At 53.3% G+C, this 26,827-nt stretch carries 24 protein-coding genes; 16 read left to right on the top strand and 8 right to left on the bottom strand.

From position 1 onward, the window contains the following. Positions 1-262 precede the first annotated feature (262 nt). From phnC to A8B84_RS06735, 5 genes are read left to right on the top strand one after another with little or no spacing between them, the layout of a single operon-like run. Positions 263-1,108: a phosphonate ABC transporter ATP-binding protein gene (phnC, locus tag A8B84_RS06755; protein WP_011784779.1), complete on the top strand. Its 846-nt coding sequence runs from the start codon at positions 263-265 to the stop codon at positions 1,106-1,108. Further along, complete coding sequence (gene phnD, locus A8B84_RS06750; protein WP_011784780.1) at positions 1,105-1,968, top strand: phosphate/phosphite/phosphonate ABC transporter substrate-binding protein; 864 nt, start codon at positions 1,105-1,107, stop codon at positions 1,966-1,968. The genes phnC and phnD overlap by 4 nt, the downstream gene beginning before the upstream one ends. 10 nt (positions 1,969-1,978) lie before the next feature. Then, positions 1,979-2,809, top strand: a complete 831-nt coding sequence (gene phnE, locus A8B84_RS06745; RefSeq protein WP_011784781.1) for a phosphonate ABC transporter, permease protein PhnE — start codon at positions 1,979-1,981, stop codon at positions 2,807-2,809. 9 nt (positions 2,810-2,818) lie between these two features. Then, positions 2,819-3,829, top strand: a complete 1,011-nt coding sequence (locus A8B84_RS06740; protein ID WP_011783502.1) for a phosphonate dehydrogenase — start codon at positions 2,819-2,821, stop codon at positions 3,827-3,829. After that, entirely contained in the window at positions 3,823-4,683 is an 861-nt protein-coding gene (locus A8B84_RS06735; protein WP_011783503.1) for a LysR family transcriptional regulator, read from the top strand. Before A8B84_RS06740 ends, A8B84_RS06735 begins: the two co-directional genes overlap by 7 nt. Here the strand turns inward: A8B84_RS06735 and A8B84_RS21265 are convergent. The 5 genes from A8B84_RS21265 to A8B84_RS06715 form a co-directional block, all read right to left on the bottom strand. After that, complete coding sequence (locus A8B84_RS21265) at positions 4,598-5,167, bottom strand: reverse transcriptase domain-containing protein (protein WP_081432065.1); 570 nt, start codon at positions 5,165-5,167, stop codon at positions 4,598-4,600. The two genes, A8B84_RS06735 and A8B84_RS21265, sit on opposite strands and share 86 nt — an antisense overlap. A 494-nt stretch (positions 5,168-5,661) precedes the next feature. Further along, a complete protein-coding gene (locus tag A8B84_RS06730) occupies positions 5,662-6,243 on the bottom strand; it encodes a DUF6448 family protein (protein ID WP_011784782.1) in 582 nt (193 codons plus the stop codon). Between the two features lie 215 nt (positions 6,244-6,458). Then, positions 6,459-7,598: a helix-turn-helix domain-containing protein gene (locus A8B84_RS06725; RefSeq protein ID WP_011784783.1), complete on the bottom strand. Its 1,140-nt coding sequence runs from the start codon at positions 7,596-7,598 to the stop codon at positions 6,459-6,461. After that, positions 7,589-8,914, bottom strand: coding sequence for an ATP-binding protein (locus A8B84_RS06720; RefSeq protein WP_019677803.1), 1,326 nt, complete (start codon positions 8,912-8,914; stop codon positions 7,589-7,591). The genes A8B84_RS06725 and A8B84_RS06720 overlap by 10 nt, the downstream gene beginning before the upstream one ends. After that, the gene (locus tag A8B84_RS06715; protein ID WP_011786648.1) at positions 8,904-9,569 is read right to left on the bottom strand and encodes a response regulator transcription factor; all 666 of its coding nucleotides are present in this window, start codon (positions 9,567-9,569) and stop codon (positions 8,904-8,906) included. Before A8B84_RS06715 ends, A8B84_RS06720 begins: the two co-directional genes overlap by 11 nt. Positions 9,570-9,736: 167 nt before the next feature. Between A8B84_RS06715 and A8B84_RS06710 the strand changes: the two genes are divergently transcribed. The 5 genes from A8B84_RS06710 (at position 9,737) to A8B84_RS06690 (ending at position 15,108) form a co-directional block, all read left to right on the top strand. Next, a complete protein-coding gene (locus tag A8B84_RS06710) occupies positions 9,737-11,053 on the top strand; it encodes a ferric reductase-like transmembrane domain-containing protein (RefSeq protein WP_064227455.1) in 1,317 nt (438 codons plus the stop codon). Positions 11,054-11,129: 76 nt separating this feature from the next. Further along, a complete protein-coding gene (locus A8B84_RS06705) occupies positions 11,130-11,510 on the top strand; it encodes a PepSY domain-containing protein (RefSeq protein ID WP_011784787.1) in 381 nt (126 codons plus the stop codon). Between the two features lie 54 nt (positions 11,511-11,564). Next, positions 11,565-12,038 (top strand): DUF2271 domain-containing protein, encoded by a 474-nt coding sequence (locus A8B84_RS06700; RefSeq protein WP_011784788.1) that lies wholly within the window; start codon positions 11,565-11,567, stop codon positions 12,036-12,038. A 22-nt stretch (positions 12,039-12,060) separates the two neighbouring features. After that, complete coding sequence (locus A8B84_RS06695) at positions 12,061-14,280, top strand: PepSY domain-containing protein (RefSeq protein WP_011784789.1); 2,220 nt, start codon at positions 12,061-12,063, stop codon at positions 14,278-14,280. Between the two features lie 75 nt (positions 14,281-14,355). Further along, positions 14,356-15,108, top strand: coding sequence for a VIT1/CCC1 transporter family protein (locus A8B84_RS06690; protein ID WP_011784790.1), 753 nt, complete (start codon positions 14,356-14,358; stop codon positions 15,106-15,108). 333 nt (positions 15,109-15,441) lie between these two features. Here A8B84_RS06690 and A8B84_RS06685 read toward each other — a convergent pair whose 3' ends face one another. Together A8B84_RS06685 and A8B84_RS06680 are read right to left on the bottom strand one after the other, a co-directional pair. Next, positions 15,442-15,798, bottom strand: a complete 357-nt coding sequence (locus A8B84_RS06685; protein WP_014420763.1) for a DUF3703 domain-containing protein — start codon at positions 15,796-15,798, stop codon at positions 15,442-15,444. Between the two features lie 64 nt (positions 15,799-15,862). Continuing rightward, positions 15,863-16,759: a cation transporter gene (locus A8B84_RS06680; protein ID WP_014420764.1), complete on the bottom strand. Its 897-nt coding sequence runs from the start codon at positions 16,757-16,759 to the stop codon at positions 15,863-15,865. Positions 16,760-16,931: 172 nt separating this feature from the next. On the opposite strand from A8B84_RS06680, the gene A8B84_RS06675 reads away from it, so the two are divergent. The 5 genes from A8B84_RS06675 (at position 16,932) to A8B84_RS06655 (ending at position 21,219) form a co-directional block, all read left to right on the top strand. Then, entirely contained in the window at positions 16,932-17,399 is a 468-nt protein-coding gene (locus A8B84_RS06675) for a hypothetical protein (protein WP_064227516.1), read from the top strand. Positions 17,400-17,839: 440 nt separating this feature from the next. Beyond that, positions 17,840-18,190: a hypothetical protein gene (locus A8B84_RS06670; protein WP_058340660.1), complete on the top strand. Its 351-nt coding sequence runs from the start codon at positions 17,840-17,842 to the stop codon at positions 18,188-18,190. Positions 18,191-18,220: 30 nt separating this feature from the next. After that, a complete protein-coding gene (locus tag A8B84_RS06665) occupies positions 18,221-19,183 on the top strand; it encodes a DUF932 domain-containing protein (protein ID WP_058340661.1) in 963 nt (320 codons plus the stop codon). 86 nt (positions 19,184-19,269) lie between these two features. Next, complete coding sequence (locus A8B84_RS06660; RefSeq protein WP_173637035.1) at positions 19,270-20,271, top strand: YqaJ viral recombinase family protein; 1,002 nt, start codon at positions 19,270-19,272, stop codon at positions 20,269-20,271. Between the two features lie 60 nt (positions 20,272-20,331). Beyond that, entirely contained in the window at positions 20,332-21,219 is an 888-nt protein-coding gene (locus A8B84_RS06655; RefSeq protein ID WP_058340662.1) for a hypothetical protein, read from the top strand. A 482-nt stretch (positions 21,220-21,701) separates the two neighbouring features. Here the strand turns inward: A8B84_RS06655 and A8B84_RS06650 are convergent, their stop codons facing one another. Continuing rightward, positions 21,702-23,084 carry a P-loop NTPase fold protein gene (locus A8B84_RS06650; protein ID WP_064227456.1) on the bottom strand — a complete coding sequence of 461 codons (1,383 nt, stop codon included), beginning with the start codon at positions 23,082-23,084 and terminating at the stop codon, positions 21,702-21,704. Positions 23,085-23,349: 265 nt separating this feature from the next. Here A8B84_RS06650 and A8B84_RS06645 point away from each other — a divergent pair, with 265 nt between their 5' ends. After that, entirely contained in the window at positions 23,350-26,817 is a 3,468-nt protein-coding gene (locus A8B84_RS06645) for a site-specific DNA-methyltransferase (protein WP_064227457.1), read from the top strand. Positions 26,818-26,827: the final 10 nt, after the last annotated feature.

Below are 26,827 nucleotides of genomic sequence, written 5' to 3'. Positions count from 1 at the left end.
CGATGAACTCAGCACGGACGAACTGTACCGTGAGATTCGCCGACTGACGGTGGAACGCAATTTTTGTTGCTTAAGCTCCTGGGTGGCTCGTTCCACTTTGGCTGAGCTCCATGTATTTCACAGAGCCCTTCGGAAAATCCTTGCGAACCAAAAGCACTTCATCAACCTGTCACGTCAGTGACACGACAGTGTCATCTCTCAGCTTTACCGTTCAATTGTAACTCGCAATACGGCGAGCTTATTTATTGCAAAAGGTGATCCTGTGGCGCCAACTCAATCAACCAATGTGATGCTTCGAGTCGAGAGTATGGGCGTAACCTACCCGGGAAACGTCCTCGCGCTCAAACCCACCAACGTTCACTTTCACAAGGGCGAATTCACCGTGCTACTGGGACTTTCAGGCGCGGGTAAATCCACTCTGCTTCGTTCACTGAATCACCTGGTTAAGCCCACAACCGGGAAGGTTGTGTCTGGCGAGTTTGGTGAACTGACCAACCGTAGAATCCTGCGACAGCACCGCAGCCGCACCGCCATGGTGTTCCAGCATCACCAGCTGATCGAACGATACACCGCGTTACAGAATGTGCTGACAGGCAGACTTGCGTATCACGGTACTTGGCGAAGCCTGCTTCCCCTGCCCCGGCAGGACCTGGAGTTGGCTCTGCAATGCCTCGACCGCGTAGGTCTGGCTGACAAAGCGCTTTCCCGAGTAGATCAGTTGTCCGGCGGCCAGCAGCAGCGGGTTGGAATCGCCAGAGCATTGGTGCAGCAACCATCCATGATTCTTGCCGATGAGCCCGTTGCCAGCCTGGATCCGGCCACTTCTGAAAAGGTACTCGGCCTACTGCGCGATATTTGTCAGGAAGATGGAATCACCGCGGTTATTTCCTTGCACCAATTGGAATACGCCCAGCGTTTTGCAGACCGGATCATCGGCCTTTCGAACGCTCATATCGTTTTTGACGATGCTCCTGAAAACCTGAAATCGAAACACCTGGACGAGATTTACCACCGTTCACCCAGCGTGGTAGCTGCGGAAGGCAAACCAGCCATCCATAAACCTAAGACCACCCCGATAACGACAGACGTACTGGAGATAGCACAATGAAGACAATGATTCACTCTTTGCTGGCTCTGATAATGATGCTCGGCATCCATTGGTCAGCCCATGCCGCAGATACAGACCCTGATCTTTTGAAAGTTGCCTTGCTGCCGGATGAGAACGCGTCAGAACTGATCAAGCGAAACCAACCTTTGAAGGATTACCTGGAAACCACTCTTGGTAAGGAAGTAGAACTGATTGTTACCACCGATTACTCCTCCATGATCGAAGCCATGCGTTTTGGCCGAATTGACCTGGCTTACTTTGGTCCGTTGTCCTATGTGATGGCCAAGAGTAAGAGTGACATTGAACCCTTTGCCGCCATGGTGGTAGACGGGAAGCCGACTTATCGCTCCATCATTATTGCCAATGCGGACTCTGGCGTTGGCTCCTTCGCGGATATCAAAGGCAAGAAAATGGCCTACGGTGACCGCGCATCCACTTCCAGCCACCTGATCCCCAAGACCGTACTCCTTGAGAAGGCAGAGCTCGAAGCCGGAAAGGACTATGAGGCTCATTTCGTCGGTAGCCATGACGCTGTTGCGGTTAACGTCGCCAATGGCAATGCCGACGCCGGAGGGTTGTCCGAAGTTATCTTCGAGCATGTGATGGACCGCGGTTTGATTGATCGGAGCAAGGTCAAAGTGCTGGGCTACAGCGGTGACTTTCCTCAATACCCCTGGGCCATGCGTTCGAACCTGGCCCCTGAGCTGAAGAGCAACATTCAGAAAGCCTTTCTGCAGATCGATGACCCGGAGATTCTCGACAACCTGAAGGCTGAGGGATTCGCGGCAATTACCGACGAAGATTACGATGTCATCCGCGCTATGGGTGGCCTGCTCAATCTTGATTTCGCAAAAATGTGAGGAGTGCCCCATGAACTATACAACGACGGAACCGGCGACTCTGTCGCCGGCCCCGTCGGCCTCCGTGCTGGATGAGCACGCGAAAGGCTGGCGGAAAAAACTCGGACAGTCGCTGTTAGTGCTGCTCATCATTTTTGTCGCAAGTTGGTACGTAGGGCTGCTCAATTTCAATACACTTGCCAATGGCGTGCCAGCCATAGGCACACTCATTGGCGAATCTCTTCCACCTGACTTCACCAATGTGGCCAGCTGGGTGTCGCCGTTAATCGACACGCTTGCGATGAGCATTGCCGGTACTGCCATTGCAGTAACCTTGTCTGTGCCACTGGCATTCCTGGCTGCGCGCAACACCTCTCCACATCCGGTGGTGTTCCAAGTAACTCGAACCCTTTTAAACGGTTTGCGTTCAGTCCCGGAACTGATCATGGGCATCATCTTCGTGGCTGCTGTTGGTTTTGGGGCGTTGCCTGGCGTACTGGCGCTCGGTCTTCACTCCATTGGCATGGTTGGAAAGTTTTTTGCCGAAGCGATTGAGCATGTAGATGAGGCGCCAGTGGAAGCGGCCGATGCTGCCGGCGCTACTCGCTTGCAGGTGCTCTATCACGCCGTGCTGCCACAAGCACTTCCTCAATTCGCGGACGTGTCCATTTATCGCTGGGAATACAATTTCCGTGCCTCGACCGTAATGGGCATGGTGGGTGCCGGTGGTATTGGCTTCGAATTGATGGGCTCGCTGAGAATCATGCAGTATCAGGAAGTCAGCGCCATTCTCATTGTCATCTTGTTGATGGTCACCGTCGTGGACAGTCTCAGTGGCCGCCTTCGTAAGAAATTCAAATAAGGAACGTCGATGAAACCCAAGGTTGTGATAACCCATAAGATCCATGACAGTGTTCTGGATGAACTTGCCCAAGATTGCGAGCTGGTCACCAACCAATCCGGCGCCACGTTGCCCCAGGAGGAAGTGGCTGCGCGCGTTGCAGACGCTGATGCGATGATGGCGTTCATGCCAGACCGAGTTGGAGTGGAGTTCCTACAGGGGTGTCCGCGCTTGAAGGTGATTGGTGCAGCCCTGAAAGGCTATGACAACTTTGATGTGGATGCCTGCACGCGTCATGGGGTTTGGCTGACATTTGTACCGGATTTGCTAACCGTGCCTACTGCAGAGCTAACGGTCGGGCTGACGATCAGTCTCACCCGACAAGTCAAGGCGGCGGACCACTTCGTTCGATCCGGTGAATTTACTGGCTGGACACCACGCTTCTATGGGCAGGGGATCGAAGGCTCACGGATTGGTATTGTGGGTATGGGGGCCATCGGCCAAGCGGTGGCGCAGCGCCTGAACGGATGGGGAGCGGATTTAATCTATTCCCAGCCGGAACGTTTACCCGTGCAGCATGAGCAGGCACTGGGTTTGTCCCATACTCCCCTCAAGATGCTGCTGGCCCAGTCAGATATTGTGATCCTGGCACTGGCGCTCAATGAGCAAACCCTCCACACCATTAATCGCGAAACGCTAACAGGAATGAAACCGGGCGCATTCCTTATCAATCCCTGCCGTGGATCTGTGGTGGATGAGGGTAGTGTTCTGCAAGCGCTTCAATCCGGTCAGTTGGGGGGGTACGCCGCTGATGTGTTTGAGATGGAAGATTGGGCGAGAGAAGATCGTCCGAGGGAGATCGCCCAGGGGCTCAGGGCCCACCCCAACACGCTGTTTACTGCTCACATCGGATCGGCAGTCAGCCAGGTGCGTCTGGCTATCGAGCAACGCGCTGCTCGGAACATTCTGCAAGTGCTTCGGGGTGAGCGGCCGGGTGATGCGATCAATGATCCCAGTGGCCGCGAGAGCGGCCCATGCTGAATCTTGTCTGGCTGAAGAGTTTCGTGGCGGTGCTGGACCACAACGGGTTTCAGGCCGCAGCCCGCCAGTTGGACATCGCACAACCCACACTGTCCCAGCACCTTCAAAAACTCGAAAACCAACTTGGCGTTTTATTGGTCCACAGGGGGCGCTCTGGCTGTGAGCCAACCCGGGCTGCCTTAACCTTGTTGCCTTTTGCCCGAAGTCTGCTCCGGCTGGAGGAGCAGGCGAGATCTTCCATTATGGAGGCTCGACTTCGCGTTGGGGCGAGCTCCAATATTGGGATTTATATGCTCCAGCCCTACATCCGTCGTTACAAGGAGCTGGGCGTAGGGCCCGAGGTGGATGTGGTAATAGATTCCAATCCGACTATTGCACGGCATTTATCGGACGGTGAGCTGGACGTGGCGATTATGGAGTGGTGGCATGATCTACCCGGATTCCATGCTCAGGCGTGGCGTAACGAGCCCGTTGTTCTAATCGTTCCGCCTGGTCACCCGTTAGCCCGTCGAACCGATATCGACCGCGATACGCTGTCTAACATGGCTCTGATCGGCGGCGAACCCGGCACCGGCACTGGCCGGCTTTTGGCGACCTACTTCGGTGAGCATGGGCCATTTCCGACGGTATCTATGCAGCTGGGTAGCACCGAAGCCGTCAAGCAAGCGGTTAAGGTCGGACTTGGCGCATCGTTGGTGCTTGAAAGTTCTGTACGGGAGGAGGTCCAAAATGGAAGTCTGGTGGCTATTCCCGTGAGTGAGCCTGGCCTTAGCAAGGAGCTGATGGTGATTTATCCGAGCAGCCTGGACAAACACAGGCCAGTATACTCGTTTGTTGGGCATCTCTGTGAATAGCTATTGGGTCCACCTCACGCATATCTAGCTGGGAATGCAGATACTGAGCCTCACGCTCACTTCGACAACGCAGTATTCCGTCATCTGCATATCGGCAGAATGGGATATCCGGATGACGAACGGTCAGCCAACGATCCAATGCATAATGCAGAAACAGGTTTGCCAGAACTGGCGATAACGGGCCACCTTGTGGTGTGCCAACGTTCCGTCGTTCCTGCTTACCATCTTTCGTCTGCATCGGTGCCGTTAGCCAGCGCCTCACATACAGCAGCACCCAGGATTCAGAGCAATGGTGGTCAAGAGCCTTGAGCAATAGCTCATGATCAATATGATCAAACAAGCCACGGATGTCATACTCCAGCACCCAGTCCCTTTCCCAGCACCGCTTTCGCGTGATCACAAGCGCATCATGCGCGGATTTCCCGCACCGATACCCGTACGAGTCCACATGAAAGACAGGTTCCAGGATAGGTTCCAGCGTCATAGTAACCACAGTTTACGCTATACGATCGCTAACCGTGGGTACCCCGAGCAATCTTTCTCCTCCACTTTTCTTCGGAATTGGAACTGCTTTGACGGACGGTGGGAAATAGCTGCCGGAGGACATCCGATTCCAAATTAGATAGAGGTTCTTACTCAAGTCTCGATCAAAGTCCTGAATCGTCTGGCCATCTACACCGGCCGCACCTCGATTTGATTTAACGCGCTGATACGCCTTCCATACCTGGCGCTTGGAATTTTTTTCTCTAATTGCGGAAATACCGAAATTAGATAAAACACAGCACGCCCCTCAGTTAGTAATATGGCTGCCCGATATCCCGGAATGATTATGAAGCGGAGATTGGTGTTGGCTTCATTTATGTTTTTTGATGCGCCTTAATAGAATGATGGTACCAATTCAGCCGAAGGCGAAACTGGAAATGAATACAACGGCAAAGCAGGCCGTCAGCCTGCTTTGCGTCTGCGTGAAGATAGGAATTAGTGCCCCTGCCCTCCAGCAGCGCCATGCACGCCCTCTATATAGTGAATGTAATTGACGTAGTCAGCGACAAAGGCACGCCCCTTATCGCTGCTTTGATCAGCCATGGCCCTTGCACGCTGAGCCTCATGATAACGCTCACGAATACCGTTCTCGATCTTGCGGGTTATATTTGCCACGAGGCGATCAATTTGCCCGTTTTCCAACGCCGCATCCGCCGCCATTAAACCCGGATCAATCTGTCCGGAAGGCTTGATGCCGGTAAAGGGTGCGCCTTCGGAGGCACGATGAACCTCAACGAGCGTCGAGAACAGATGCTGATCGGCAATGTTTTTCGCAGTTTCGCTTTGCCCGCGGACTTGGCGCACATCGGCGAATACCCTTTTGATTTCGGCCTCATCCTTTGCCGGCACCCATTTGAGCAAGGGCTTAACATTGCCTGACTCCAGTGCCGCACGGGCTTCGGTAATCACGGGACCGTCCAGAGCATCACAATGAGCTTGGGCGCTACCGGCAAACATCAGGCTGAAGATTGCTGCGGCCACTGCGGGAACAGCGGTTTTGCGTAATTTGGTTTTCATACATGACCTCTTCATATTGCGTTGAGCTTCACGAGCACCGGGTTTGGTGTCGCTTGGCAATCAGAGTACGGAAGGGAGGTCAAAGAAGCGTTCTCAGGTACGAAACCGAACCGATTCCATGGTTTGGAAATAAAATATATAATTCAAAAGGATAGAGGTTTCAGTATCGGGTGAGAGCGTACTCGAACGCCGGGTAGCCAGGTTCAGGATCGTGGCTAGGGTCGGATATCGCCCTGCAGGGCTCGTCGGCGATATTCACTGGGGGTAAATCCTGTCTCTTTCTTGAAAGCAGTGTTGAATACGGACTTCGAGTTGAAGCCAGAGTCATACATAGTTTGCAGAATATTTGCCTGATTGGCTGCATCGGCCAGGCGCGATTTCGCCTCGTCGATGCGATAGCGACTGACGAACTCAAAGAAATTGCAGCCAAAGCCTTGGTTAATGGCCCGTGAAACCTCTCTTGAAGGGGCGCCCAATTTCCGTGAAAGTTGTTCCAGGGTCAGGTTGGGGTGCAAGTGGGGCTTTTCCTGGTGCATTAACTGTTGGAGCCTGACCTTTAAAGTTTGATCAAACTGCGGCGTGGGTTCTTCTTCCAGCAAGGCGGCCTGGTCTGCTGCCAATCCAGAGAAAACAACGGGTTGGCGAAGAGAGTTTATCATCAGAAAATTGATGAAAATGAAGCCCGTTACAGCGCCAGCGCCGGCCACCCACTCGGTTCCAGGCACGCTTCTAAACACATGCGCTGTAAGGCAGTACATCATGCTCACGGTCCAAGCCACTGCATAGCCGATCAGAAGCGTCCGTAACCACGCAAGTTGTTTGTTTTCAATACTCGAGAAAATCTGTCGAATACCAAGGCCGAAACGGTTAATCGCACGAATCGTCGCGTACAGGTAGCCCAGAAAGACCGCGTGAATAGCGACTGCAAGAAGGGGAGAGGTAAGTACGCCCGGGTGGTCCCGTTCAAGCAGAATCTGAACTTTGGTCTCGCTTGGCTGTAAATAATATTCAATCAGAAAAATTGCGCCGACCACCCAGAAGAGCAACGTGTGCACGAGATGCTTCCCGCGTAACTGGAAATTCTGATACATCAGCGATTGCGCATATAGATAGAGCGAGCCGGCTTGTAGAAGTCCGATGAGTGTTCCGAGGTAGGCGAAGTTTGGGTACTGGAGCGCAAGCCCGCTGCCATAGAGGAAGATCTCTCCCAGCCCGGCGGCGAAGAACACCAGAGTGGCAACCAGGAGTCGGTTAGATATGAGCCCACTGTTGGATGGAAGTAGGAGAAAAACGGCAAGAGCCAGCGATTGAATGATGCTCGTCAGCAGCACAATGTCGGTGAGTGTCAGATACATGCCAGATTCAGCTCCGCTTCAAAACCATCCTGCCGTCCTGTTGCCGGCGATCTGAGATGCAGGGTCATGCCGGCACCTTTAGCAATCGCATCGGCAATCGCGAGGCCCAGGCCAGAACCTGCAGCGTCCGTTTTGGCGCGTGCAAACCGGTTTCTTAAAAGAGCGAGCTGTTCCGGTGGCACTCTTGCACCGCCATTGCAGACCCTTAAAACCCCATTATCGTTCAGGTTGATCTTCACCGGCTCGCTACGGGAACCATGCTTAAGGGCATTCTCGATCAGGTTACGCACCAGGATGGCGAAGGCATCGGGATCAAGAAAGGAGTTCACTTCGCGCTCCGGCAGGGATAAAACAACTCGCCCGGGTGCCTGGGCCTCAAAATCCCGGGCAATCATCGCGAGGATGGGCACAAGATCCTGCTGACTTTGTGAGAGTGCACCGCCACCTTCTGCTTTTGCCAACTCGAGCAGTTTTCCGGACAGCACCGAGAGACTGCGTAACGCTTCTTCAATTTCTGCAACATCATTCTTGAGATAATCATCGGGCATTCTGGTTTTCAGTCGCTGCACTTTGGCAAGCGCTGTTGCCAGGGGAGTTCGCAGTTCATGGGCACTGTTGGCGGTAAAGCTGCGTTCTGATTCGAGAGCACGATGCAAACGCTCAAGCAGCCGGTTGATGGCACCGGCGATTGGTTCAAATTCACGGGGTAACTGCTCTTCTACAACAGGGGACAGATCTCCCGCGCCGCGGGATTCAATGTCTTGCTGAAAATCGACCACCTTACGAAGGGAAAGCCGGACAATCCACCAGACACCCAACAGGCTGACCGGAATCAGCACCAGTAAAGGCAACAGTAAGGCTAATCCCGCCTCCAGAGCGGATTCACGCCGGTGCGCCAAGGGTTCGGCCACTTCAAGATAGATGGTATAGCTGACTGCAGATACGCCATATAGCCGGTGGGTCAGAGTATCTGAAAACCCTTCCGCGGGGGTCCTGCTAAACACGCCAGGGTCGGCATCGTGGGACTGGAGCAGAATATTTCCAGCTTCGTCCCGTACCAGATAGGTCAGGTATTCGTCATGGTCTTTCAGGGCTGGGGCCTTTTGATTGCCCGCGCCGTTCTCACGGTTCAGGATGTCGGTGACCGCCAGTGGCAGTATGCGCTGGGCGGTTTCTTCCAGGGCACTGTCGAAGACCTCGTTCATTTCATGCTGTGCCACCAGTCCCGAAGCGGTCACGCCCAACAGCCAGAGTAGGGTGACACCGAGTGTCAGGCCGATACCGAGTGTTTTTTGCAGGCTGGTTCTAGTGGTCATGTGTTTCCAGGCGATAGCCCATTCCCCTGACGGTTACGATAGCGTCCCGCCCCAGCTTTTTACGCAGACGGCTGACATAAACTTCGATGGTGTTACTTTCGATTTCGGCCCCGAAAGCGTATAGACGATCCTCCAGTTGCGATCGCGATAACAGCATTCCGGGTCGCTGGATAAAGCCCTCAAACAATGCCCACTCCCGTGCCGTAAGTTCTACCGGCAGGCCGTTGCGACTGATGCGGTGATCGCCAAGATCAATCATCAGCTCGCCCACTTGTATGATCGGGCTTGGATTGCCGCGATATCGGCGAGCCACCGCGGCCACGCGGGCCGACAACTCCGAAAGATCAAAGGGTTTGACCAGGTAGTCGTCAGCACCGGCATTCAATCCTTCAATCCGGTCAGACACCTGATCCCTGGCGGTCAGAATGATCACCGGTGTTGTTATTCCGGTAGCCCGGATCGTTCGCAAAAAGCCGAAGCCATGGCCGTCGGGCAGCATCAGGTCCAGCAGAATCAGGTCGTAGGCTGTGGTCCTGATACTCGCCTCAGCAAAGCGCAGAGTTTGCACCCAGTCCACGGCGTGGCCGTCGTCCGCAATCTGATCCCGGACCGCCTCGCCCAATCCCGCCGTATCCTCCACCAAAAGAACCCGCATTGTTCACCTCTGACCCAGCCCTGAAATCAAGATACTACAGCTCGAACCTGACAACAGCCTGAATGGTCAATAACGCTTCGATCTCTCTTCACCGACCTTCAGCTGGCTGTCAGGTTTGGGCGCTAGCCTTCGGGGGAATATTCCAGGTACCGATCGCAGGAGATGTGATGATGCGGATGATTTTTCCTTTCGTTGTGTTGGTTTTGGGCCTATGGGCCTGGAACCTCTTTGCAGGTCCTGGGGCCGGTTCTCCCTGGGCAGTCTATGACCAGAGCCTGCTGCTCAGTGGGCTGTTATCCATTGCTCTGATGTCACTAGCCATGATGTTGGCACTGCGCCCAGCCTGGTTGGAGAGACCGCTGGGCGGGTTGGATCAGATCTATCGCACCCACAAATGGGCGGGCATTCTGGCAGTGGTATTCGCCGCCGCCCATTGGCTGATTGAAATGGGTGACGATGTAATAGAGTCGGTGTTCGGAAAAGCCGGCAAGCTGCACGATCAGGATTATTCCGGGTTCATCGACACCATGCGCGATGCGGCGGAAGAGGTAGGGGAGTTCGCCATCTATCTGCTGTTCGCCATGCTGCTGATCACCTTGTTGCGCAAGTTCCCCTACAAATACTGGCGCTATTTGCATCGCGGCATGCCGGTGCTTTATCTGTTGCTCGCTTTCCACGCGGCGTGGCTTACTCCGCTGCAATGGTGGCAGCAGCCAATCGGTGTGCTGATGGCCATTTTGCTCTTTGGCGGCAGCATCGCCAGCGGGCTATCCCTGACCGGCAGAGTTGGTCGTCGTCGCCAGGTTCGCGGCATGGTCACCGCGATCAAAACACCAGACCGGGACGTCACCGAAGTTACCTGCCACATGGAGCCTGCATGGCCCGGTCACCGTGCGGGGCAATTCGCCTTTGTGACCTTCGACCGACTAGAGGGCGCGCACCCGTTCACGATTGCCAGTGCCGATAGGGAAAATGGCACGGTTACGTTCATCATTAAATCGCTCGGCGACTTCACCCGCAATCTGAGCCAAAAAATCAGCGTGGGGCAAACCGTAAATATAGAAGGCCCTTACGGCTGTTTTAACTTCGATCGCCGCAACCGCAAATCCCACCAGATCTGGATAGCCGGTGGCATCGGGATCACGCCGTTTCTGGCCTGGCTCGAAGCTCTAAGCAGCGCCACCGACGCCACCGTGCCTGAAGCCGATCTGCATTACTGCACGCGCAACGCCGGCCAGGATCCCATGGTGGATCGACTTCGGGCGCTTTGCGATGGCTTTCCCGGGATACACCTCGAGATTCATGACAGCAGCAAGGGGCAGAGGTTGTCTGCCGAGACGTTGTCTACCAACGGACGCTCGGCAGCAGGCGCAGAGGTCTGGTTCTGCGGCCCGGCAGGGCTGGGGGAAGCCATTAGAAACGGCTTGCGGGCAGCACCCTTCCGCCTGACTCGCTTCCATAAAGAAGCTTTTCAGTTCCGCTGAAATGGCCTCGTTTGTTCAGGTCGTTGTCAGGTTAGCGCCTTAGAGTGGATTTAACACAACCAGCAGGAGAGACACCATGAAGACCAAACCCATTATTCTGAGCCTGTCTTTGTTACTTCTGAGCGGTACCGCAGTGGCCGATGACGACTGCGATGATCCGGTGGCGAGTTGGCAGCCCCGTGAAAATCTGCGTGAAAAGCTGGAAGCCGAAGGCTGGACAGTTCACCGAATAAAGGTTGACGACGGTTGTTATGAAGTCCGGGGCCTCGATGCCGATGGGGTCAGGGCAGAAGCCTCTTTCGCGCCCGCTTCATTGACCATGATGAAATGGGAGCGTGAAGACAGTGACGATGAGGAGAGGGACCGCGGCAACAGGAAAAATGGACAGGACAATCCCAAAAGTCAGGCGCCACGCAACGGCATCGTCAAGGGGCGTCCCACGGTTACCGTTGAGTAACTCAGCGAATTTGCCCTGTTCCTTTAACGTTCATCAGGTTTTTGGAGACCATTTATGAAAACGTTTGTTCTCACTTGCAGCCTTTTCGCCGCCTTGGCTTTACCGGTATTCGCCCAGGCCCGTGACGTGACCTTCACTACGGAACTACAGAATTACGGCGGCGATGGAGCCTATCTGGCGCTGTATCTTACCGATGCCGCCGGAGAGTATCAGGGTACCCTTTGGGTTTCCGGGAAGAAATCTAAATACTACAAACACCTGGGAGGCTGGGCCCGGGGCAGTGGGCTTGATCCTGCAGAGTATGACGGCTTGACTGGCGCCAGTGTTACCAGTGGCCGCACGCTGAAAGTGACTCTGAACCTCGATGATTCGCTGATCGACAACGGCTATGAGGTTCGAGTCGACTCTGCTGTTGAAGATATGCGCGATATCAGAGCCGATGTGATAGCCCCCCTGACCACCGAAGGGTCCGGAAAGCCGGTTTCAGGACGTGGTTACGTGCGCGCTCTGACCTACGAGCTTCAATAATTCACCAGGAGCATCGACTATTATGTTGCGCAAGTTCCACAGTTTACCGGGTTTGCTTGCAGGCGTGTTCCTGATCGTTCTCTCGGTCACGGGAGCTGTGTTGGCTTTGGCTCCGACGCTGGATAGAGTGTCAGCGGTCATTCCGGCTTCCGGTGAAGTCAGTATTGCCGAGCTGGCAGACCGGGTCGTTGCTCACTATCCCGGGACTGAGCAGATCGTGCGAGAGCCTTCTGGCAAGGTCATTGTCTATTACAGCCGTGACGGCCAGGCCGGTGCGGATCTGGTGAATCCGGTAACAGGTGAGGGCACCGCACCCTACGAACCTTCCGCATTTTTTGGCTGGGTCAAGGACCTGCACCGTGCGTTTATGCTGGATGATGCCGGTAGAGCGCTGGCCGGCGTATTAGCTGCTTTGATGGTACTTCTGTGTCTTTCGGGAATATTGTTGATAGCCCGGCGTACCGGGGGTTGGAAGAATATACTAAGACCGCTTTCCGGCTCAGGCGGGAAACGAATCCATGCCGAGCTGGCCCGGTTTGCCGTGCTCGGCCTACTGTTATCCGCACTGACCGGTAGCTATATGTCGGCACAGCGCTTTGGTTTGCTGCCGGAAGCGCCTGACACAGGGCCAGGGTTTCCGGCTGAGGTCTCGGGCGGGCAACCATCGCCTGTGGGCACCTTAAAAGCGCTAGGCAATTTCGATCTTGGCGAACTCCGGGAACTGGTGTTTCCCTATCCCGGTGATCCGCAGGACGTCTATTCGCTGTCAACCGCCGGCGGCTCCGGATTCGTGGACCAGGCTACGGGCGAGTTGCTGCAGTTCCAGCCGCGCTCTGACAGCGGCGTATTGCAGGACTGGATTGTACGTTTGCACACCGGTGAAGGCCTATGGTGGCTTGGCCTGATTCTTGGCGCTGCGGCACTGACTGTGCCAGCTCTCTCGATAACAGGTGCAACCATCTGGTGGCAGCGTCGCCGGTCTTCAGGGCAGCTTCCTGACAACGCCGATGCCGCTCAGGCGGATACAATTATTCTGGTCGGCTCCGAAGGTAATGCCACCTGGGGATTTGCCCAGGAACTCCATAGCAGCCTGAATAAGGCCGGTTTCCGCGTGCATTGCAGCGAGATGAATGCCCTGGCTAAGCAGTATCCGCAGGCTTCCAGGCTGTTCGTGCTGACTTCGACATACGGTGATGGTGATGCACCCGCATCGGCCCGGCAGTTTATGGCCAGGCTCAAAGAATTCCGGGCTGAGAAGAACCTGCGATACACGGTACTGGGTTTTGGTGACCGGCAGTTTCCGAACTTCTGTCAGTTTGCCTTGTCGGTGGATGCTGCGCTCGCCGGTAAAGGCGTCAGCCGTTTGCACGCCATTGAACTGATTGATCGGTGTTCTGCCTCGCAATTCAGTGAGTGGGGAAACCGGGTTGGTGAGGTTATCGGTACTCCGCTTTTCTTGAACTACTGTGCATTGCAGCCAGCAACGGTCAAACTGGAACTGGTAGAAAGGGCGGATTACGGGATTGCGGTTCAGGCGCCCACCAGTATCTTCCGGTTCAAACCGGCGGAGCAGGGCGGATGGCTAACGGCTTCTCCAAGAAGATTTAAAGCGCTGCCACCGTTCGAGGCGGGAGACCTTTTGGGGGTTATTCCCCCACACGGTCAACCCCCGCGGTTCTACTCGCTCGCGTCCTCGGCAAATGACGAAATTGTTGAGATATGCGTCCGTAAGCAGGCCGGCGGTCTTTGCTCCGGTTATTTGCATGACCTCAAGCCGGGTGATTGTATCGATGGCTTCATCCGCCCCAATCCAGGCTTTCGGCCAGCTACCGGTAACCGACCAGTGATTCTTGTCGGTGCAGGTGCCGGGATTGGTCCGTTAACCGGTTTCATCAGAAACAATACCAGTTGCAACCCTATGTATCTGTACTGGGGCGGTCGCGATGCCAGGTCAGATTTTCTCTACCAACCTGAGCTTGGGCGCTATCTTGAGGATCATCGACTGAGCGGGCTGAACACAGCCTTCTCAAGAACAGACGAGCGCGCCTACGTGCAGGATAAGCTCAAACAGGATGAATTAGCCGTGCGACAGATGGTTAACACCGGTGCGCAGATACTGGTCTGTGGTGGCCGGGATATGGCGGCGGCTGTGCGGCAGGTTATAGAAGACATTATCAAACCCTTGCACATCGATATTGAAACTCTGAGAGGCCAGGGACGTTATCTTGAAGATGTATATTGACAGATAAAGTGACAAGGTCGAACTGAGCCTATAATCCCAAAGCACCAAATCGCGTCCTGAACAGGAAGCTGAAAGATGCCATCCACAGAAAATGAAAGACTGCTCAGCGAGCACCAGCCTAATGCCGTTCGTGCACGGCTTGCTGGTCCCGTTAAGGCCTCGACGCTACCAGATGCTGTGCTTGGCGGCATCGATGGCTGCGTTACAACGTTTGCGGTTGTATCGGGTGCGTTCGGCGCAGGTTTCTCGCCACAGGTTGCGTTGGTACTCGGCTTTGCAAACCTGATTGCAGACGGCTTCAGCATGGCGGTAAGTAATTACGAAGCGGGCCAGGCGCAGTTGAATCAGATCAAATTTGCTGAACGCACAGAACGTGAACATATCCGTGCTGTGCCAGAAGGTGAACGTGAGGAAATTCGCCAGCTGTTTCAGGCGAAGGGATTCGACGGCGAATTGCTGGAGCAAGTAGTGGAGGCTATCAGTCGTAATCCCGATGTGTGGGTAGCAACCATGTTGCGAGAAGAGTACGGACTCTCGGGTGCCGGACTCAGCCCACGCCGAGCCGCGTTGACTACCTTCGCCGCATTTTTGTCGGTTGGTGCTTTACCTTTACTGCCTTATGCCATCCCGGGTATGGAGAGTCAGATTCAGTTCCTGACGAGTCTTGGTTTGGCAGGCGTCGTCTTCTTGGGTATCGGAATGCTTAAAAGTATCGTCTATGGCTTACCAGCAATGCGATCAGGACTCCGGACTTTGATCATGGGTACGGCCGCAGCGGGGCTGGCGTTTGCTACTGGGCATTTTGCGCAGGGGTTATTGGGGGGTTAGTTCTTCAGCGGTGAATAGACAATTTAACATAATATTCCCCTAAGAGCTGATATTCATTCGCGTACCCGCTATTGGAATTAACGGCGGATTTCTCGCTCTGTTCGCCCAATGAGTGTAGTTGCAGAATTGAATTTTTAAAGCACAACTCATGCTGAAATGAAAATTATTTAGCAAGGGCCAGTCGTCGACTAATTACTGCGCAACTTTATGAATTGTGGAAAAAATGGTGTCGATATCATTGATGCCAAAGGCTTAGCGTACAATTTTTTCCGTTTCGTGAACTGACCCCAGAATGTTCGCTTTGCGACCAGCACCTAAACAAAAGCGAACATTCTAGTCACGCCTTCCCTCCGCCTCCGAAAGCACCACTGCCAAATCCTCGGGCACCGGCATGGGTGCAAACGCGCTGACGTTTGCACGACCGGTGTTTCCGACCGGAACCCAAATTCGGGAAAAGACCAGGGCGGCAATGGTTCGGGTCAACTGCCCCAGCACCTCACGAACGTCTCTTGTTCGCCAACCCAGTCTGAGCATCCGTAAGTGGGTTGCAGCGTGCGCCAGAGCATATTTCTGGCTGAGGATATGGGCACGTTCCAGATGGGTGAAGGCTGTCTGGAAATCGCCTGCGCCTTCCGCCCTGCCTGTCGCCTCAAGCTCCGCAATATAGGATGGCTTCAGTTCACTGTGCATTGATGTTTACTCCCCGTAGATTGGCAACGGCAAGCCGATAATCGACCGCCTGCCCCCGAAAGGTTCAGCCTTTCAGTGCCAGTATGCGTTTGGCACCCATCAAGACGATGCCACCGACAATTCCGCCAATAATCAGATCTGGGTAGTTGGACCCGGTCCAGGCAACGAGCAGCCCCGCAAGTATTACCCCCAGGTTGATGACCACGTCGTTGGCTGAAAATATCCAGCTGGCTTTCATGTGAGCACCACCTTCACGGTGTTTTGCGATCAGGAGCAGGCAACTGATATTCGCAATGAGAGCAACAGAGGCGACGGCCATCATCATTAACGACTGAGGATCACTGCCGAACAGAAAACGTCTGCTAACTTCAACCAATACCCCAGCGGCAAGGATAAGCTGGAGGATGCCTGCCACATGGGCCGCTCTGACCTGCATTTTGATGCCGTGCCCAACGGCGTAAAGTGCGAGACCGTAGACGGCGGCATCGGCAAGCATGTCTAGCGAGTCTGCAATCAGGCCAGCGGACTGGGCGATCAGGCCCATCGTCATCTCGACCAGAAACATCAGGCCGTTGATTGCCAGCAGTATCCATAAAGTGCCGGATTCTTCGCTTTCGTTGGCCTTAGAAGATTCAGCCGCTCTGACGGATTCAGCGCTGGCGTCTTCTGTCCGCTGCAAGGAAGCACCCAGGCCCAGGTTTTCCAGTTTGCTGGTAATAGGACCGGTTTCTCCATGGTGGATAATTTCCAATGTACGACCCGATAAATCGAATGACAGCGACTGAATGTTTTCAACGCCAGTCAGTGCCATTCGAATCATTCGCTCTTCCGAGGGACAATCCATTTTTGGTATTTTGTAGGTGCTTAACTGGCTACCTGTTTCGGCGGTGGCGCGTCCCTGAAACTTGTCATCTACGACAGAGTCTTCACTACCACACTGCCCATTGCAGGGTTTGCTCATTTTCTCGGCTCCGGTTTTCGTACAAATGATGCAATTTAAAACCCTGTAGCCACTACAGGGTCAATAACTAATCTACACTAGTAGTCGTCAAAATCGGCGTTTGTCTGGATAAAGATCTACAATGATAAGTGCGATGGTGTGGACGTCTAATTTTATTTCGAGGGTAAACTTTATGATTTCATTTAAAGGACTTACAGCAACCGCTGCGTTGTTGGTTTTTCCTGCATTCGTGCTAGCGCATGGTGATCAAGGCTCATGGCAAGGGCATGGTCCTGGCATGATGATGGATCAGGAGCAAATGCAACAGATGCACCAGAACTGGTCTCACATGAACCAGCTGATGCAACGCATTCCTGATGAAGCTTCACCGCAAGAACGGCAACGATTGATGCGAGAACACAGGGAGGCGATGCAAGAGCAAATGGGTTTTATGCATCACGGTATGATGGGCCCCGGCATGATGCGTGGACAAAACGGCATGATGGGAGGTCAGCACATGATGAACGGCGGCGGTAAATCAAAGAATGGTGGTAGTCTGTCTAACGAGCAACAAATTCAGATCATGCAGGAGCGCATGGATCAAATGCAGCTGATGATGGAGCAAATGCTGCAATACCAGCAAAATCTAAAGGTAGAGTGATCGAGAAGCCTTCAAATACTTTTACTTAACAGACGCGTAGTAACTGGCGAGTTTGATAGGCTGAAGTTTGTGAAAACGGCGCAGTAGCTGGGTTTCGGTCTCAACGAAATCCCTGGCCTTTTACGGCTGGAAGATGGCGCTCTGGGCACCACTTCGAATGTTCGCTTTGCGACCTCAGCTTGCTCTTTTAGCCGAGTAGCCCGTCCGGTAGACCGTTGTTGAAGAGGAGCCTTTCGCCACAGCTCGGTCCTCGTTTTGGTTAGTCAGCTCTGGGTGACACAGAATTATCGTTGGCTTTTGTGCGAACAGTCGGCTTCAAGACACAACGGGATCTACGTCTTTATCCGTTTCATGATTCCATCAAATTTGAAACCTATATCACCTCTGTGAACCAGGGCACTGACAGTGCCTTCCCTCCCATTTCACAGAGGTAATTCCCAATGTCTGAACAATGTCCCAACTGTCTGTCGCGACGGATTGGCAAGAACAATTATGGCAAGAAGGCCGCTGGTGTGGTTGGTGCGTCTGCCGGGACCTACGGCGGCTATGCGGCTGCCACGGCCGGTGCCCAAGCGGGTGCTGCCCTGGGAATCGTTGCCGGTCCCGTAGGTGCAACCGTCGGTGGTATCGGCGGTGCCGTCATTGGTGCGCTGCTGGGTGGTGCCACTGGCGCTTCCGCTGGTGTGATTCTGGGCGATGTCCTGGATGACCGTGTGCTGGATAACCTTCGCTGCCTTGATTGTGGCTATTCCTTCAGTACCGATCCCGACGCCCGCGACGATATCCGCTGATTCCCCTCGCAAATTCCAAGGAGAACAACCATGGCTCATCTCATAGAGCAAATGGCCTACGTTGGCCAAACCCCCTGGCATGGCTTGGGGAACGAACTGACTTCCAATCAACCCCTGGAGGTCTGGGCAAAACAAGCTGGCCTGGACTGGCAGATTCAGGAAAGCCCTGTCCGCTATGTCACCAATTCCAGTGGCAGCCTGGGTGAAATCCTGTCCTACCCGGACTCCAAAGTGCTTTACCGTTCGGATACCAAGGCGCCGCTGTCAGTCGTCGGTAATCGCTTCAAGGTGGTTCAGCCCGAGGAAATCCTTGAGTTCTATCGGGATCTGACTGAGGTTTCCGGTTTTGAGCTGGAAACAGCGGGTGTCCTGAAAGGTGGCCGAAAGATGTGGGCTCTGGCTCGCACCGGCCAATCGGGCATGCTCAAGGGCAACGATCAAACCAATGCCTACGTGCTGCTGGCCACCGCCTGTGACGGCACCATGGCCACGACAGCTCAGTTCACGAGTATTCGTGTTGTATGTAACAACACTCTGGCCGTCGCTCTGAAGGGCTCCACCGCCACCGCCGTCAAGGTGAAGCACAACACGGCCTTTGATGCGGATCTGGTGAAGAAGCAGCTTGGTATTTCGGTGAGTGCGTGGGATGACTTCATGTACCGTCTGAAGACTCTGAGCGAACGGAAGGTGAAGACCACAGAGGCCAGGAACTACTTCCTCAAGGTGTTCACTGACGATTCCGGTGCTGGCGTCGGCAAAACCAACGAGCGCTCCATGGCGAAGGCTCTGAGTTTGTATGAAGGCGAGGGCATGGGTGCCAACCTGGCATCTTCAGAAGGCACGGCCTACGGACTGCTGAATGCGATAACGGAATTCATCGATCACCAGCGTCGGGCCAAAACCGTCGACCACCGGCTTGATTCCGCCTGGTTCGGAACCGGTGCCGCCGTCAAGAACCGTGCATTGGAGCAGGCCATGTCACTTGTGGCATGAGCCAATCCTACAAATCGCAAAACCGCCATAAAGCCCATCGGAGCCTGATGCTCCGGTGGGCTTTTTTATGTCTGGAGGAAAACACCATGGGCATGAGTGCAAACACGATTCAAAAACAGCGACCAGCATTGCGCCTGGTCTCCACCAAGGGCCTCAGCAGGGATGAATGGCTGAGGGTGCGTAAGCAGGGCATTGGCAGTAGCGATGCCGCAGCCGCTGTCGGCATGAACCCTTATCAGTCCCAACTGGAACTCTGGATGGTCAAAACCGGCAGGGATGCTGGCCTACCAAAACCGGACTCTGACGACCCCACCTCACCGGTCTACTGGGGCCATATTTTGGAGCCGATTGTGGCTGAGCAGTACAGCCGGCAAACGGGCCGGAAGGTACGTCGGGTGAATGCGGTACTGCAGCACCCTGATCCAGAAAAGCACTGGATGTTGGCCAACCTGGATTACTCCGTGGTGGCCGATGACGATGTCCAGATCCTCGAGTGCAAAACAGCCGGGGAATTCGGGTCACGACTCTGGAAAGAGGGCGTGCCGGACTACATTCAGTGCCAGGTGCAGCACCAGTTGGCTGTCACCGGCAAACAGGCGGCGGACGTGTGCGTTCTTCTGTGTGGCCAAGAGTTGAAGATCTACCGCGTTGAACGGAACGAAGAACTCATCGAGGCACTGTACGTGCTGGAACGCCAATTCTGGGATCTCGTGGAAACAGACACTCCGCCACCGGTCGATGGAACTGACTCTGCAGAACGTGCCCTCCGCCATCTGTACCCAGTAGACAGAGGCGAGACCCTGGACTTCAGCCAAAGCAAGGATCTGTCGGATGCGTTCGACGAGCTGCTGGCCATCCGTTCGGAAATGGAAAGCCTCAAATCCACTGAATCCCACCTGAGACAGCGCATCGAGAGCCAGATGGGCGAAGCCTCAAAGGCAACCTTCCCAAGCGGCAGCGTCAGCTGGAAGAGGAGCAAGGATTCCGTTGGGCTTAACGTGAAACAGCTGTTGAAGGATCAGCCAGAACTGCTGGAGCAATACCCACTGACGAAGCCAGGAAGCCGTCGATTCCTCATCCAAGCATAAACCCCCTTTGGCCACGCGGGCGTGACGAGTGCCCCGTGGTCCTTTTTCAGGAGAGTCATCATGATTAAAGGTTTAGCCATCACGCCTCCCGTGTTGGGGCGTATCAGCATTGGTCGGGTCGCTGAAAAGAACGGTATCCGGCTCCCGCAGAAAGATGATCAATTCACCATCACCTCTCAGATCCAGGAAAAGGACGGTTGGGTGCTTCACCCGATGGATCAGAAGCTGAGAAAGGAGGCCTCAAACGGGAAGCTGCGAACCATCCCGGTGCGCATGCTTTTCAACGACGCGGATCTTAATCTAAGGGCTGAGTACACCATGTTCGACCGCAAGAGCGGGCGACCCATGTGCGTTGGTAATGGCGACACCTGTAAGCGCCTGACGCAATCAGGAGTGCAGTCTTTGCCATGCCCTGGACCAACGTTGTGCGAGTTCGGTAAAGGAGGCTTGTGCAAGCCGTATGGCCGCCTGAACGTGAAGGTCGGTGACGACGATGATCTTGGCACTTTCATCTTCCGCACGACTGGCTATAACAGCATCCGGACACTTGCAGCCAGGCTGAGCTACTACCAGGCAGTCTCTGGTGGTCTGTTGGCGTACATGCCGTTGGAATTGAAGCTGAGAGGAAAAAGCACGATGCAGAGTCATCGGACGCCGATCTACTATGTGGATCTGGTAGTCAAGGAGGGTTTGTCACTGCAGGAGGCGGTGGTTGAAGCAAGGGAGAAGGACAAACAGGTCAGGGATGAAGGCGTTGATCAGGCTGCATTGGATGCGGCGGCTGCGAAGGGATTCAGTAATGCACTATTTGAGTATGACGAAGATGAAATGGAGCAAGTAGTGGAGGAGTTTTTTCCGGCGACCAATCCGGAACCCAGTCAACTGCGCTCTTCCTCTGTCTCGAAATTAAGAGAGAATTTGGATTCAGCCAGCCAGGCTTCAATTTGAACGTAGGGCGGGTGACCATCGCTTGGTTGCTCGCCCACGGTTCAATCGCCACTCCTAAATTTTTTTGCATTGGTAGAAAAAGTCCCGCTAGGCTAGCCTTTTGATGACGTTTTGTCTGCTCTCAACGAGACGAGGTATGAGATGAGAACTTGTATGATTCAGGGGGATATGACCTCAGATAAATCTAGCGAGGCGTATCCAGTAGAAACCTTTTGTGACGACTGTTACGAAGCAATGGCTCCCGGAACAGAAGATTCGCCAGTGGTTCAAGATCAAGGTTATGACCCATCGTGGGGCCAGGTTTGTGCCGATTGCGGAAAAACCGAAGAAGAGGAGCTAGAAGAGCAGAACCTTTAGTAGGCTGCTTCGCAAAGTGAATGCATCTAGCTGATTGGTGCGGGCTTCTAGAAACTAGAAGCCCGTCATATGTCACTTGCCTTTTGGAGAATCGAACTGCTGGTAGTAGTTACTTCCCCGAGATCTTAATAGTAAATGTCATTTAACCGCCGATAACCGAGTAAGCTCATCGTTGATAAGGCGTCATCCATAAAATCGCGTTGACTGTCGATTTCCAAAAAATGCAGACATTTGGAGATTATCTGCCCCCAATACCTCGAGTCGGGCGCCTTTGCCCCGTCGGCCTCAGTTATTTCCTTAGCTCGGCGATGAAGCTGGCCCACACCTACTTTGCCCTCAATCAGATAGGTGAAGATAACTCGAAACCTGATTTCCAGGTCCTCGGAGCCTCTGAACAGTGTTTTCCGATCGTTTTCGATATGTTTCCAGAGAGCCTCGCTATTCAGTCTCTTCGAGGTGGCTTCATCAAACAGGCTGGGGTTCTCATATCTTTGCACAAGCAACCAGAGAATAGGGGCGGCCAGGATTGGCGGGAACTTAGGATTGGCGGCATGTATGGCTCCAGCCTCGAGCATTAACCGTTCAATGTCTCGAAGTGAGAGCCGGTAGGTTCGGGCAAGATTGACAATGAAGTCATTAGGGAAGCTGCTTTCGCTTCTGGACGAGCGGCCCAGTCCGTCGAAGCCCTCTTTGATGCCTAGTTTGTTGAGAAGGTTTGCGCAGAAACTTTCTAAATCTGGTTCAGGAAGGCGCAGTTGAAGATGGAAGAACTTTCGAAGGTATCGATGCCCGTCGTAGCCCTGACCATAATGTCCTTTGATCGCTTCGCCGAGTTGCTCTCCATCGATGCCAATCACAAAAACGACACCAGGAACATTAAAGAAATGCTTGATTGATTCCAAAAGTTCAACGGCGTAGCTGGGTCGGCATCGGTCCAGTTCGTCCACGATAATAACCAACGGGAATTCGTTGCCAACCTCTTGAAGGTCTTCCGCGTATTTTTGAAGGCAGTCTCGAAAACCTTCTGCAGACTTTTTGGCGCTCTCGTGGGCCTGTAGTTTCTTCTCGACCAGCTCCTTCGACAGCTCGCCGACACCTTCTAGATCAATCAGACCGCTAGTAGCTATTTTCACTGCGAAGGGAGTGACAGTTCGCACGAGCTCCAAACCTTTATTTCGCACTTTATCGAAGCTGGGGCTTTTTGCTTGGTGAGCTTGTAACTGGCTGCCCAGTTCCTGAATCAGCGCGACTAACGCATCGTGGGTGTAGTCCACCTCCCAGGCACTGAATTTGACTACTTTCGCCTTATCTTTCTTCAGAGACGCTGCCCACATGTCGAGGAACGTTGTTTTCCCGGTCCCCCACGGCGAGGTCAATGAAATGACCGCCGGGCCCTCCACCCCTTTAACGAGATGGGTCAATTTCTGCCCTGTATCGCTGAGGGGAAAAGCACTGGCAGACCAAGGAGATTCCTGATCAATTTTTAGTTCCGGTGGTTCAAATCTCATGAGGTGGGCTGGGTCCAAGTTGAGGGATGAGCTTTAGGCTAGATGGTGCCCTTAAGTGGGTTATCGTTCAATAAGGCTACTGGCAGGATCTCTGGCTCCCTCGGTAGATGAGATAAACACCTGATGTTTATATCCCTTTCTGCTACTTTTACCAGCTGACAACACCAGAGAGCGTGGTCGAAGCCTGAGCCCATCAGCTCGGCCACTTGCCAGCCCTGTCGCAACGACGGGGAGGACGGAACCAAGTATTCGCAGCGAGTATTCCATGAGCACCAATATCGAGCAGATCAAATCCCTGTTGCTTTCCTTGTTACCCAAGGATGGCTCAACCGTCGGCAACATGAGCCTCAAAGACCAGATTCGCGACGACCATCAACTCGCCATCAGCGACGAGGATTTTGACGCGGCTCGAAACCAGCTCCTCGATGAGGGGGCTATTGGGAAAGGGCGTGGACGCGGTGGTGCAACCTTCCTAAACCAGCCTGTCGCAGGCGAGCAGGCGATACCTGATGGTTTTGAGTTGCAAGCTCAGCAAGCGCCTTCACAGGAAGATCTCGTCTATTCCAGTCAGAAGCCAGCCTCTCCGAAATCGCCTCGCCAGCCGGCAAAGAAAAAGGGAGAGCACAGTCAGGTTTTGTCGTACCGATATGACGAGAAGCGGAAGAACAACCCGCATGTGGGCATGGTGGATACCCATTCTGACGGTGAGGAGCAAAAAGCGACCTGGCAGTATGACCCGCACCTCTCTCCGGAGCTGCAATTCGATTCAAGCAGGTCGCAAGTCGAAGATCTGATTGAAGACGCGCTACACGCCCGAGAGGTCGAAGCAAAACAGGCGAAAGATGATCTGTTGACGTGGCTGGACCATGCGCTGGCGGCTGATAACGAAGCTGCTATTCGTGAGGTAGTAGCGAATCTTCGCAAAAGGGTGGCTGATAAGGAATTCCTGGAACGGGAGCGAGAGGATCTTTCTGAGCTTAAGCGTATGCAGGCTCCCTATCTGAATTGGACTGGTAAAGCGGAGCGCACCAGTTTCGAAGTGGATACCGTCTCGCTTCATGTTCATGAGCGAATTGATCCGGCCACAATTTTGGCCGCAGTTCAGAAGCGAATTAAAGATGCAAAGGGAAAGTCTTCTCCCGCTTTGCAGCCTGACCTGTTTCATGCACCGTTTGAGAACCTGCCGCTCCGGGATGCCATCGACTTCTATAAGCATGAGCGGGACTGGGCTAACCGCATGATTGCTGGGGATTCGTTGTTGGTCATGAACTCTCTGCTGCAAAAGGAAGGTATGGCGGGGCAGGTTCAAATGGTTTACGTCGATCCTCCATATGGGATCAAATACGGCTCAAATTTTCAGCCATTTGTTCATAAAAAAGATGTAAAAGATCGTAAGGACGAAGATCTTACTCAAGAGCCAGAAATGATTAAGGCCTTCAGAGATACTTGGGAGTTGGGGGTTCATTCTTATCTCAACTATCTTCGCGACAGGCTATTACCGGCTAGAGATCTTCTGGCAGAGTCGGGAAGCATATTTGTGCAGATATCCGATGAGAACTTACACCATGTTCGGGAGCTAATGGATGAGATTTTTGGGGAATCCAACTTTGTTGCGCAAATAGCGTACGTTACAACAAGTTCCCAAGGGAGTGGCTTGATACCAGTTGTTAACGATTATGTTGTGTGGTACGCGAAAAATATAAACCACACTAAATATCGGCCATTATACGAAGTAAAAGAGTTTGGTATTACGGGTAGCTCGGGTTACTCATATGTAGAACTGGATAATGGCAGAATTTCGCGAGTCGCTCAGTGCTCTGAAAGTGAGTTGAAGCAAGGAAAGGCTTTTGCGGCAAGTGATCTAACATCTTCTCATTATAGCTTATCCGAACCTATCGATTTTCAAGGAATTACTTTCTCTTCTAATGCAAGGTATTGGTCTACATCGACTTTGGGAATGTATCGACTATCTAAGGCTGGAAGAATCATAGAGTCGGGTAGCAATATAAGGTACAAACGATATTTCGATGACTTTTGTGCATTTCCTAGAACGAATGTTTGGACTGACACTGGTGTGGCTGGTTTTACTAGCTCTAGGAAAATGTATGTTGTTCAAACTAACGAAAAGGTGATCGAAAGATGCGCTTTAATGACAACAGATCCAGGAGATCTGGTGTTTGATCCTACCTGCGGGTCTGGTACTACAGCGTATGTTGCGGAAAAATTGGGAAGGCGTTGGTTAACCTGCGATACGTCGCGTGTTTCGATCACGTTGGCAAAGCAAAGGCTAATGACTTCTAGTTTCGATTATTACGAGTTGAAGTACCCGGAAGAAGGCTTACGAGGCGGCTTTATTTATAAGTCTGTCCCTAGGATCACCTTAAAGTCGATTGCGAATAATCCGGAAGTGGATGATATTTATGAAGAATATCATGCAAAGATTCTTGCTGCTTTAGATGGTCTCAACTCTAAACTTCATGATTCCGATCAAAGCCTGCCTTGGTTTGAGGTAAAAACAGGAGGAAGAAAGGGAGTAAAGCTCGATTTTTCAAAGGGTAACGGTACCCAAGATGCCCTCCCCACGGGAGAAAAAGTCGCAAATAACTGTTTGCTAGAGTGGGAGGTTCCACTTGAACTTCCGACGGAATGGATACCCGAGGAATTCCGGGAATTTGATGAGCAAAGTCAGCCTGGGCAAAGCCGCGAGCTTTCAGGGATTGAGCATTGGTTCCAAGAGTTTCATTCAACTCGTATGGCGATGAAGCGTCGTATCGATGAAAGCATTGCAAATCATGCGGGTAGAGAGCTCCTTTACGACCAACCAGAAGTTAGTCGCAACAAACTACGCATCACGGGGCCGTTCACAGTGGAAGCTGTGCCGTTTGCGACAGTCCTGGGCCTTGATGAAGCTGAGCAGCCGGCGAAAGCCGATGCGGCAGTAGCGCGCTCGGGGGCCACTTCACGGCAGTCCCAATGGCAGGAAGAGCTGTTGAAGACCGGTATCCGGGGTAAAGGTGGACAACAACTCCAATTGTTGGACTTGGAGGTGCTACCAGGTGCTCACTATATTCACGCTGTCGGCTCTCTTGCAGAAAATGGTGATCGGGTGGCAGTGAGCTTTGGACCAGAACATACCGCACTAGAGCAACGTCAAGTAGAGATCGCAATGCGTGAAGCGGGCGATCTCTTTCCTCTCCCGAAGATGCTTGTTTTTTGTGCTTTCAACTTTGATCCTGAAGCGGCCAAGGATATCGATAATATAAAAGGTATTCAGGCGCTCAAAGTGCACATGAATACAGACTTGCTTACGGAAGATCTCAAAAAAGGTCGGGCGAGTAATCAGTCCTTCTGGCTCATGGGTCAGCCAGACATTGAGGTGCATGAAGTCAAGGGCGGTAAACTGCAGGTCGAGGTTCATGGCTTCGACTATTTCGACACCAAAACCGGTGAGCTGAAATCTGGCGGCAAGAAGAATATCGCCATGTGGCAGCTTGATACGGATTACGACAACCGATCACTCTATGCCCGTCAGGTTTTCTTCCCCATGGCTGGCAAGAAGGATGGTTGGTACAAGCTCAAGAAAGATATTCGTTCCGAACTCAATGAAGAACTGTTGGACAAGTTCCACGGAACGAAATCTATACCTTTTGAACCAGGTGACAATCGCTGTATTGCCGTCAAGATTGTCGACGATCGGGGTATCGAGTCACTGAAAGTCATCAGGCTGGATTGAGGAGGGGATC

Source organism: Marinobacter sp. EhC06 (genome assembly GCF_001650915.1).
In the GTDB taxonomy this organism is placed as follows: Bacteria; Pseudomonadota; Gammaproteobacteria; order Pseudomonadales; family Oleiphilaceae; genus Marinobacter.
This window is presented reverse-complemented; position numbering and strand designations above follow the sequence as displayed.

Bases quoted from the DNA above. Each gene is read 5' to 3' on its own strand.
- phnD (WP_011784780.1), top strand. From the start codon at position 1,105: ATGAAGACAATGATTCACTCTTTGCTGGCTCTGATAATGATGCTCGGC.
- phnE (WP_011784781.1), top strand. From the start codon at position 1,979: ATGAACTATACAACGACGGAACCGGCGACTCTGTCGCCGGCCCCGTCG.
- A8B84_RS06740 (WP_011783502.1), top strand. From the start codon at position 2,819: ATGAAACCCAAGGTTGTGATAACCCATAAGATCCATGACAGTGTTCTG.
- A8B84_RS06735 (WP_011783503.1), top strand. From the start codon at position 3,823: ATGCTGAATCTTGTCTGGCTGAAGAGTTTCGTGGCGGTGCTGGACCAC.
- A8B84_RS21265 (WP_081432065.1), bottom strand. From the start codon at position 5,167: ATGACGCTGGAACCTATCCTGGAACCTGTCTTTCATGTGGACTCGTAC.
- A8B84_RS06730 (WP_011784782.1), bottom strand. From the start codon at position 6,243: ATGAAAACCAAATTACGCAAAACCGCTGTTCCCGCAGTGGCCGCAGCA.
- A8B84_RS06725 (WP_011784783.1), bottom strand. From the start codon at position 7,598: ATGTATCTGACACTCACCGACATTGTGCTGCTGACGAGCATCATTCAA.
- A8B84_RS06720 (WP_019677803.1), bottom strand. From the start codon at position 8,914: ATGACCACTAGAACCAGCCTGCAAAAAACACTCGGTATCGGCCTGACA.
- A8B84_RS06715 (WP_011786648.1), bottom strand. From the start codon at position 9,569: ATGCGGGTTCTTTTGGTGGAGGATACGGCGGGATTGGGCGAGGCGGTC.
- A8B84_RS06710 (WP_064227455.1), top strand. From the start codon at position 9,737: ATGATGCGGATGATTTTTCCTTTCGTTGTGTTGGTTTTGGGCCTATGG.
- A8B84_RS06705 (WP_011784787.1), top strand. From the start codon at position 11,130: ATGAAGACCAAACCCATTATTCTGAGCCTGTCTTTGTTACTTCTGAGC.
- A8B84_RS06700 (WP_011784788.1), top strand. From the start codon at position 11,565: ATGAAAACGTTTGTTCTCACTTGCAGCCTTTTCGCCGCCTTGGCTTTA.
- A8B84_RS06695 (WP_011784789.1), top strand. From the start codon at position 12,061: ATGTTGCGCAAGTTCCACAGTTTACCGGGTTTGCTTGCAGGCGTGTTC.
- A8B84_RS06690 (WP_011784790.1), top strand. From the start codon at position 14,356: ATGCCATCCACAGAAAATGAAAGACTGCTCAGCGAGCACCAGCCTAAT.
- A8B84_RS06685 (WP_014420763.1), bottom strand. From the start codon at position 15,798: ATGCACAGTGAACTGAAGCCATCCTATATTGCGGAGCTTGAGGCGACA.
- A8B84_RS06680 (WP_014420764.1), bottom strand. From the start codon at position 16,759: ATGAGCAAACCCTGCAATGGGCAGTGTGGTAGTGAAGACTCTGTCGTA.
- A8B84_RS06675 (WP_064227516.1), top strand. From the start codon at position 16,932: ATGATTTCATTTAAAGGACTTACAGCAACCGCTGCGTTGTTGGTTTTT.
- A8B84_RS06670 (WP_058340660.1), top strand. From the start codon at position 17,840: ATGTCTGAACAATGTCCCAACTGTCTGTCGCGACGGATTGGCAAGAAC.
- A8B84_RS06665 (WP_058340661.1), top strand. From the start codon at position 18,221: ATGGCTCATCTCATAGAGCAAATGGCCTACGTTGGCCAAACCCCCTGG.
- A8B84_RS06660 (WP_173637035.1), top strand. From the start codon at position 19,270: ATGGGCATGAGTGCAAACACGATTCAAAAACAGCGACCAGCATTGCGC.
- A8B84_RS06655 (WP_058340662.1), top strand. From the start codon at position 20,332: ATGATTAAAGGTTTAGCCATCACGCCTCCCGTGTTGGGGCGTATCAGC.
- A8B84_RS06650 (WP_064227456.1), bottom strand. From the start codon at position 23,084: ATGAGATTTGAACCACCGGAACTAAAAATTGATCAGGAATCTCCTTGG.
- A8B84_RS06645 (WP_064227457.1), top strand. From the start codon at position 23,350: ATGAGCACCAATATCGAGCAGATCAAATCCCTGTTGCTTTCCTTGTTA.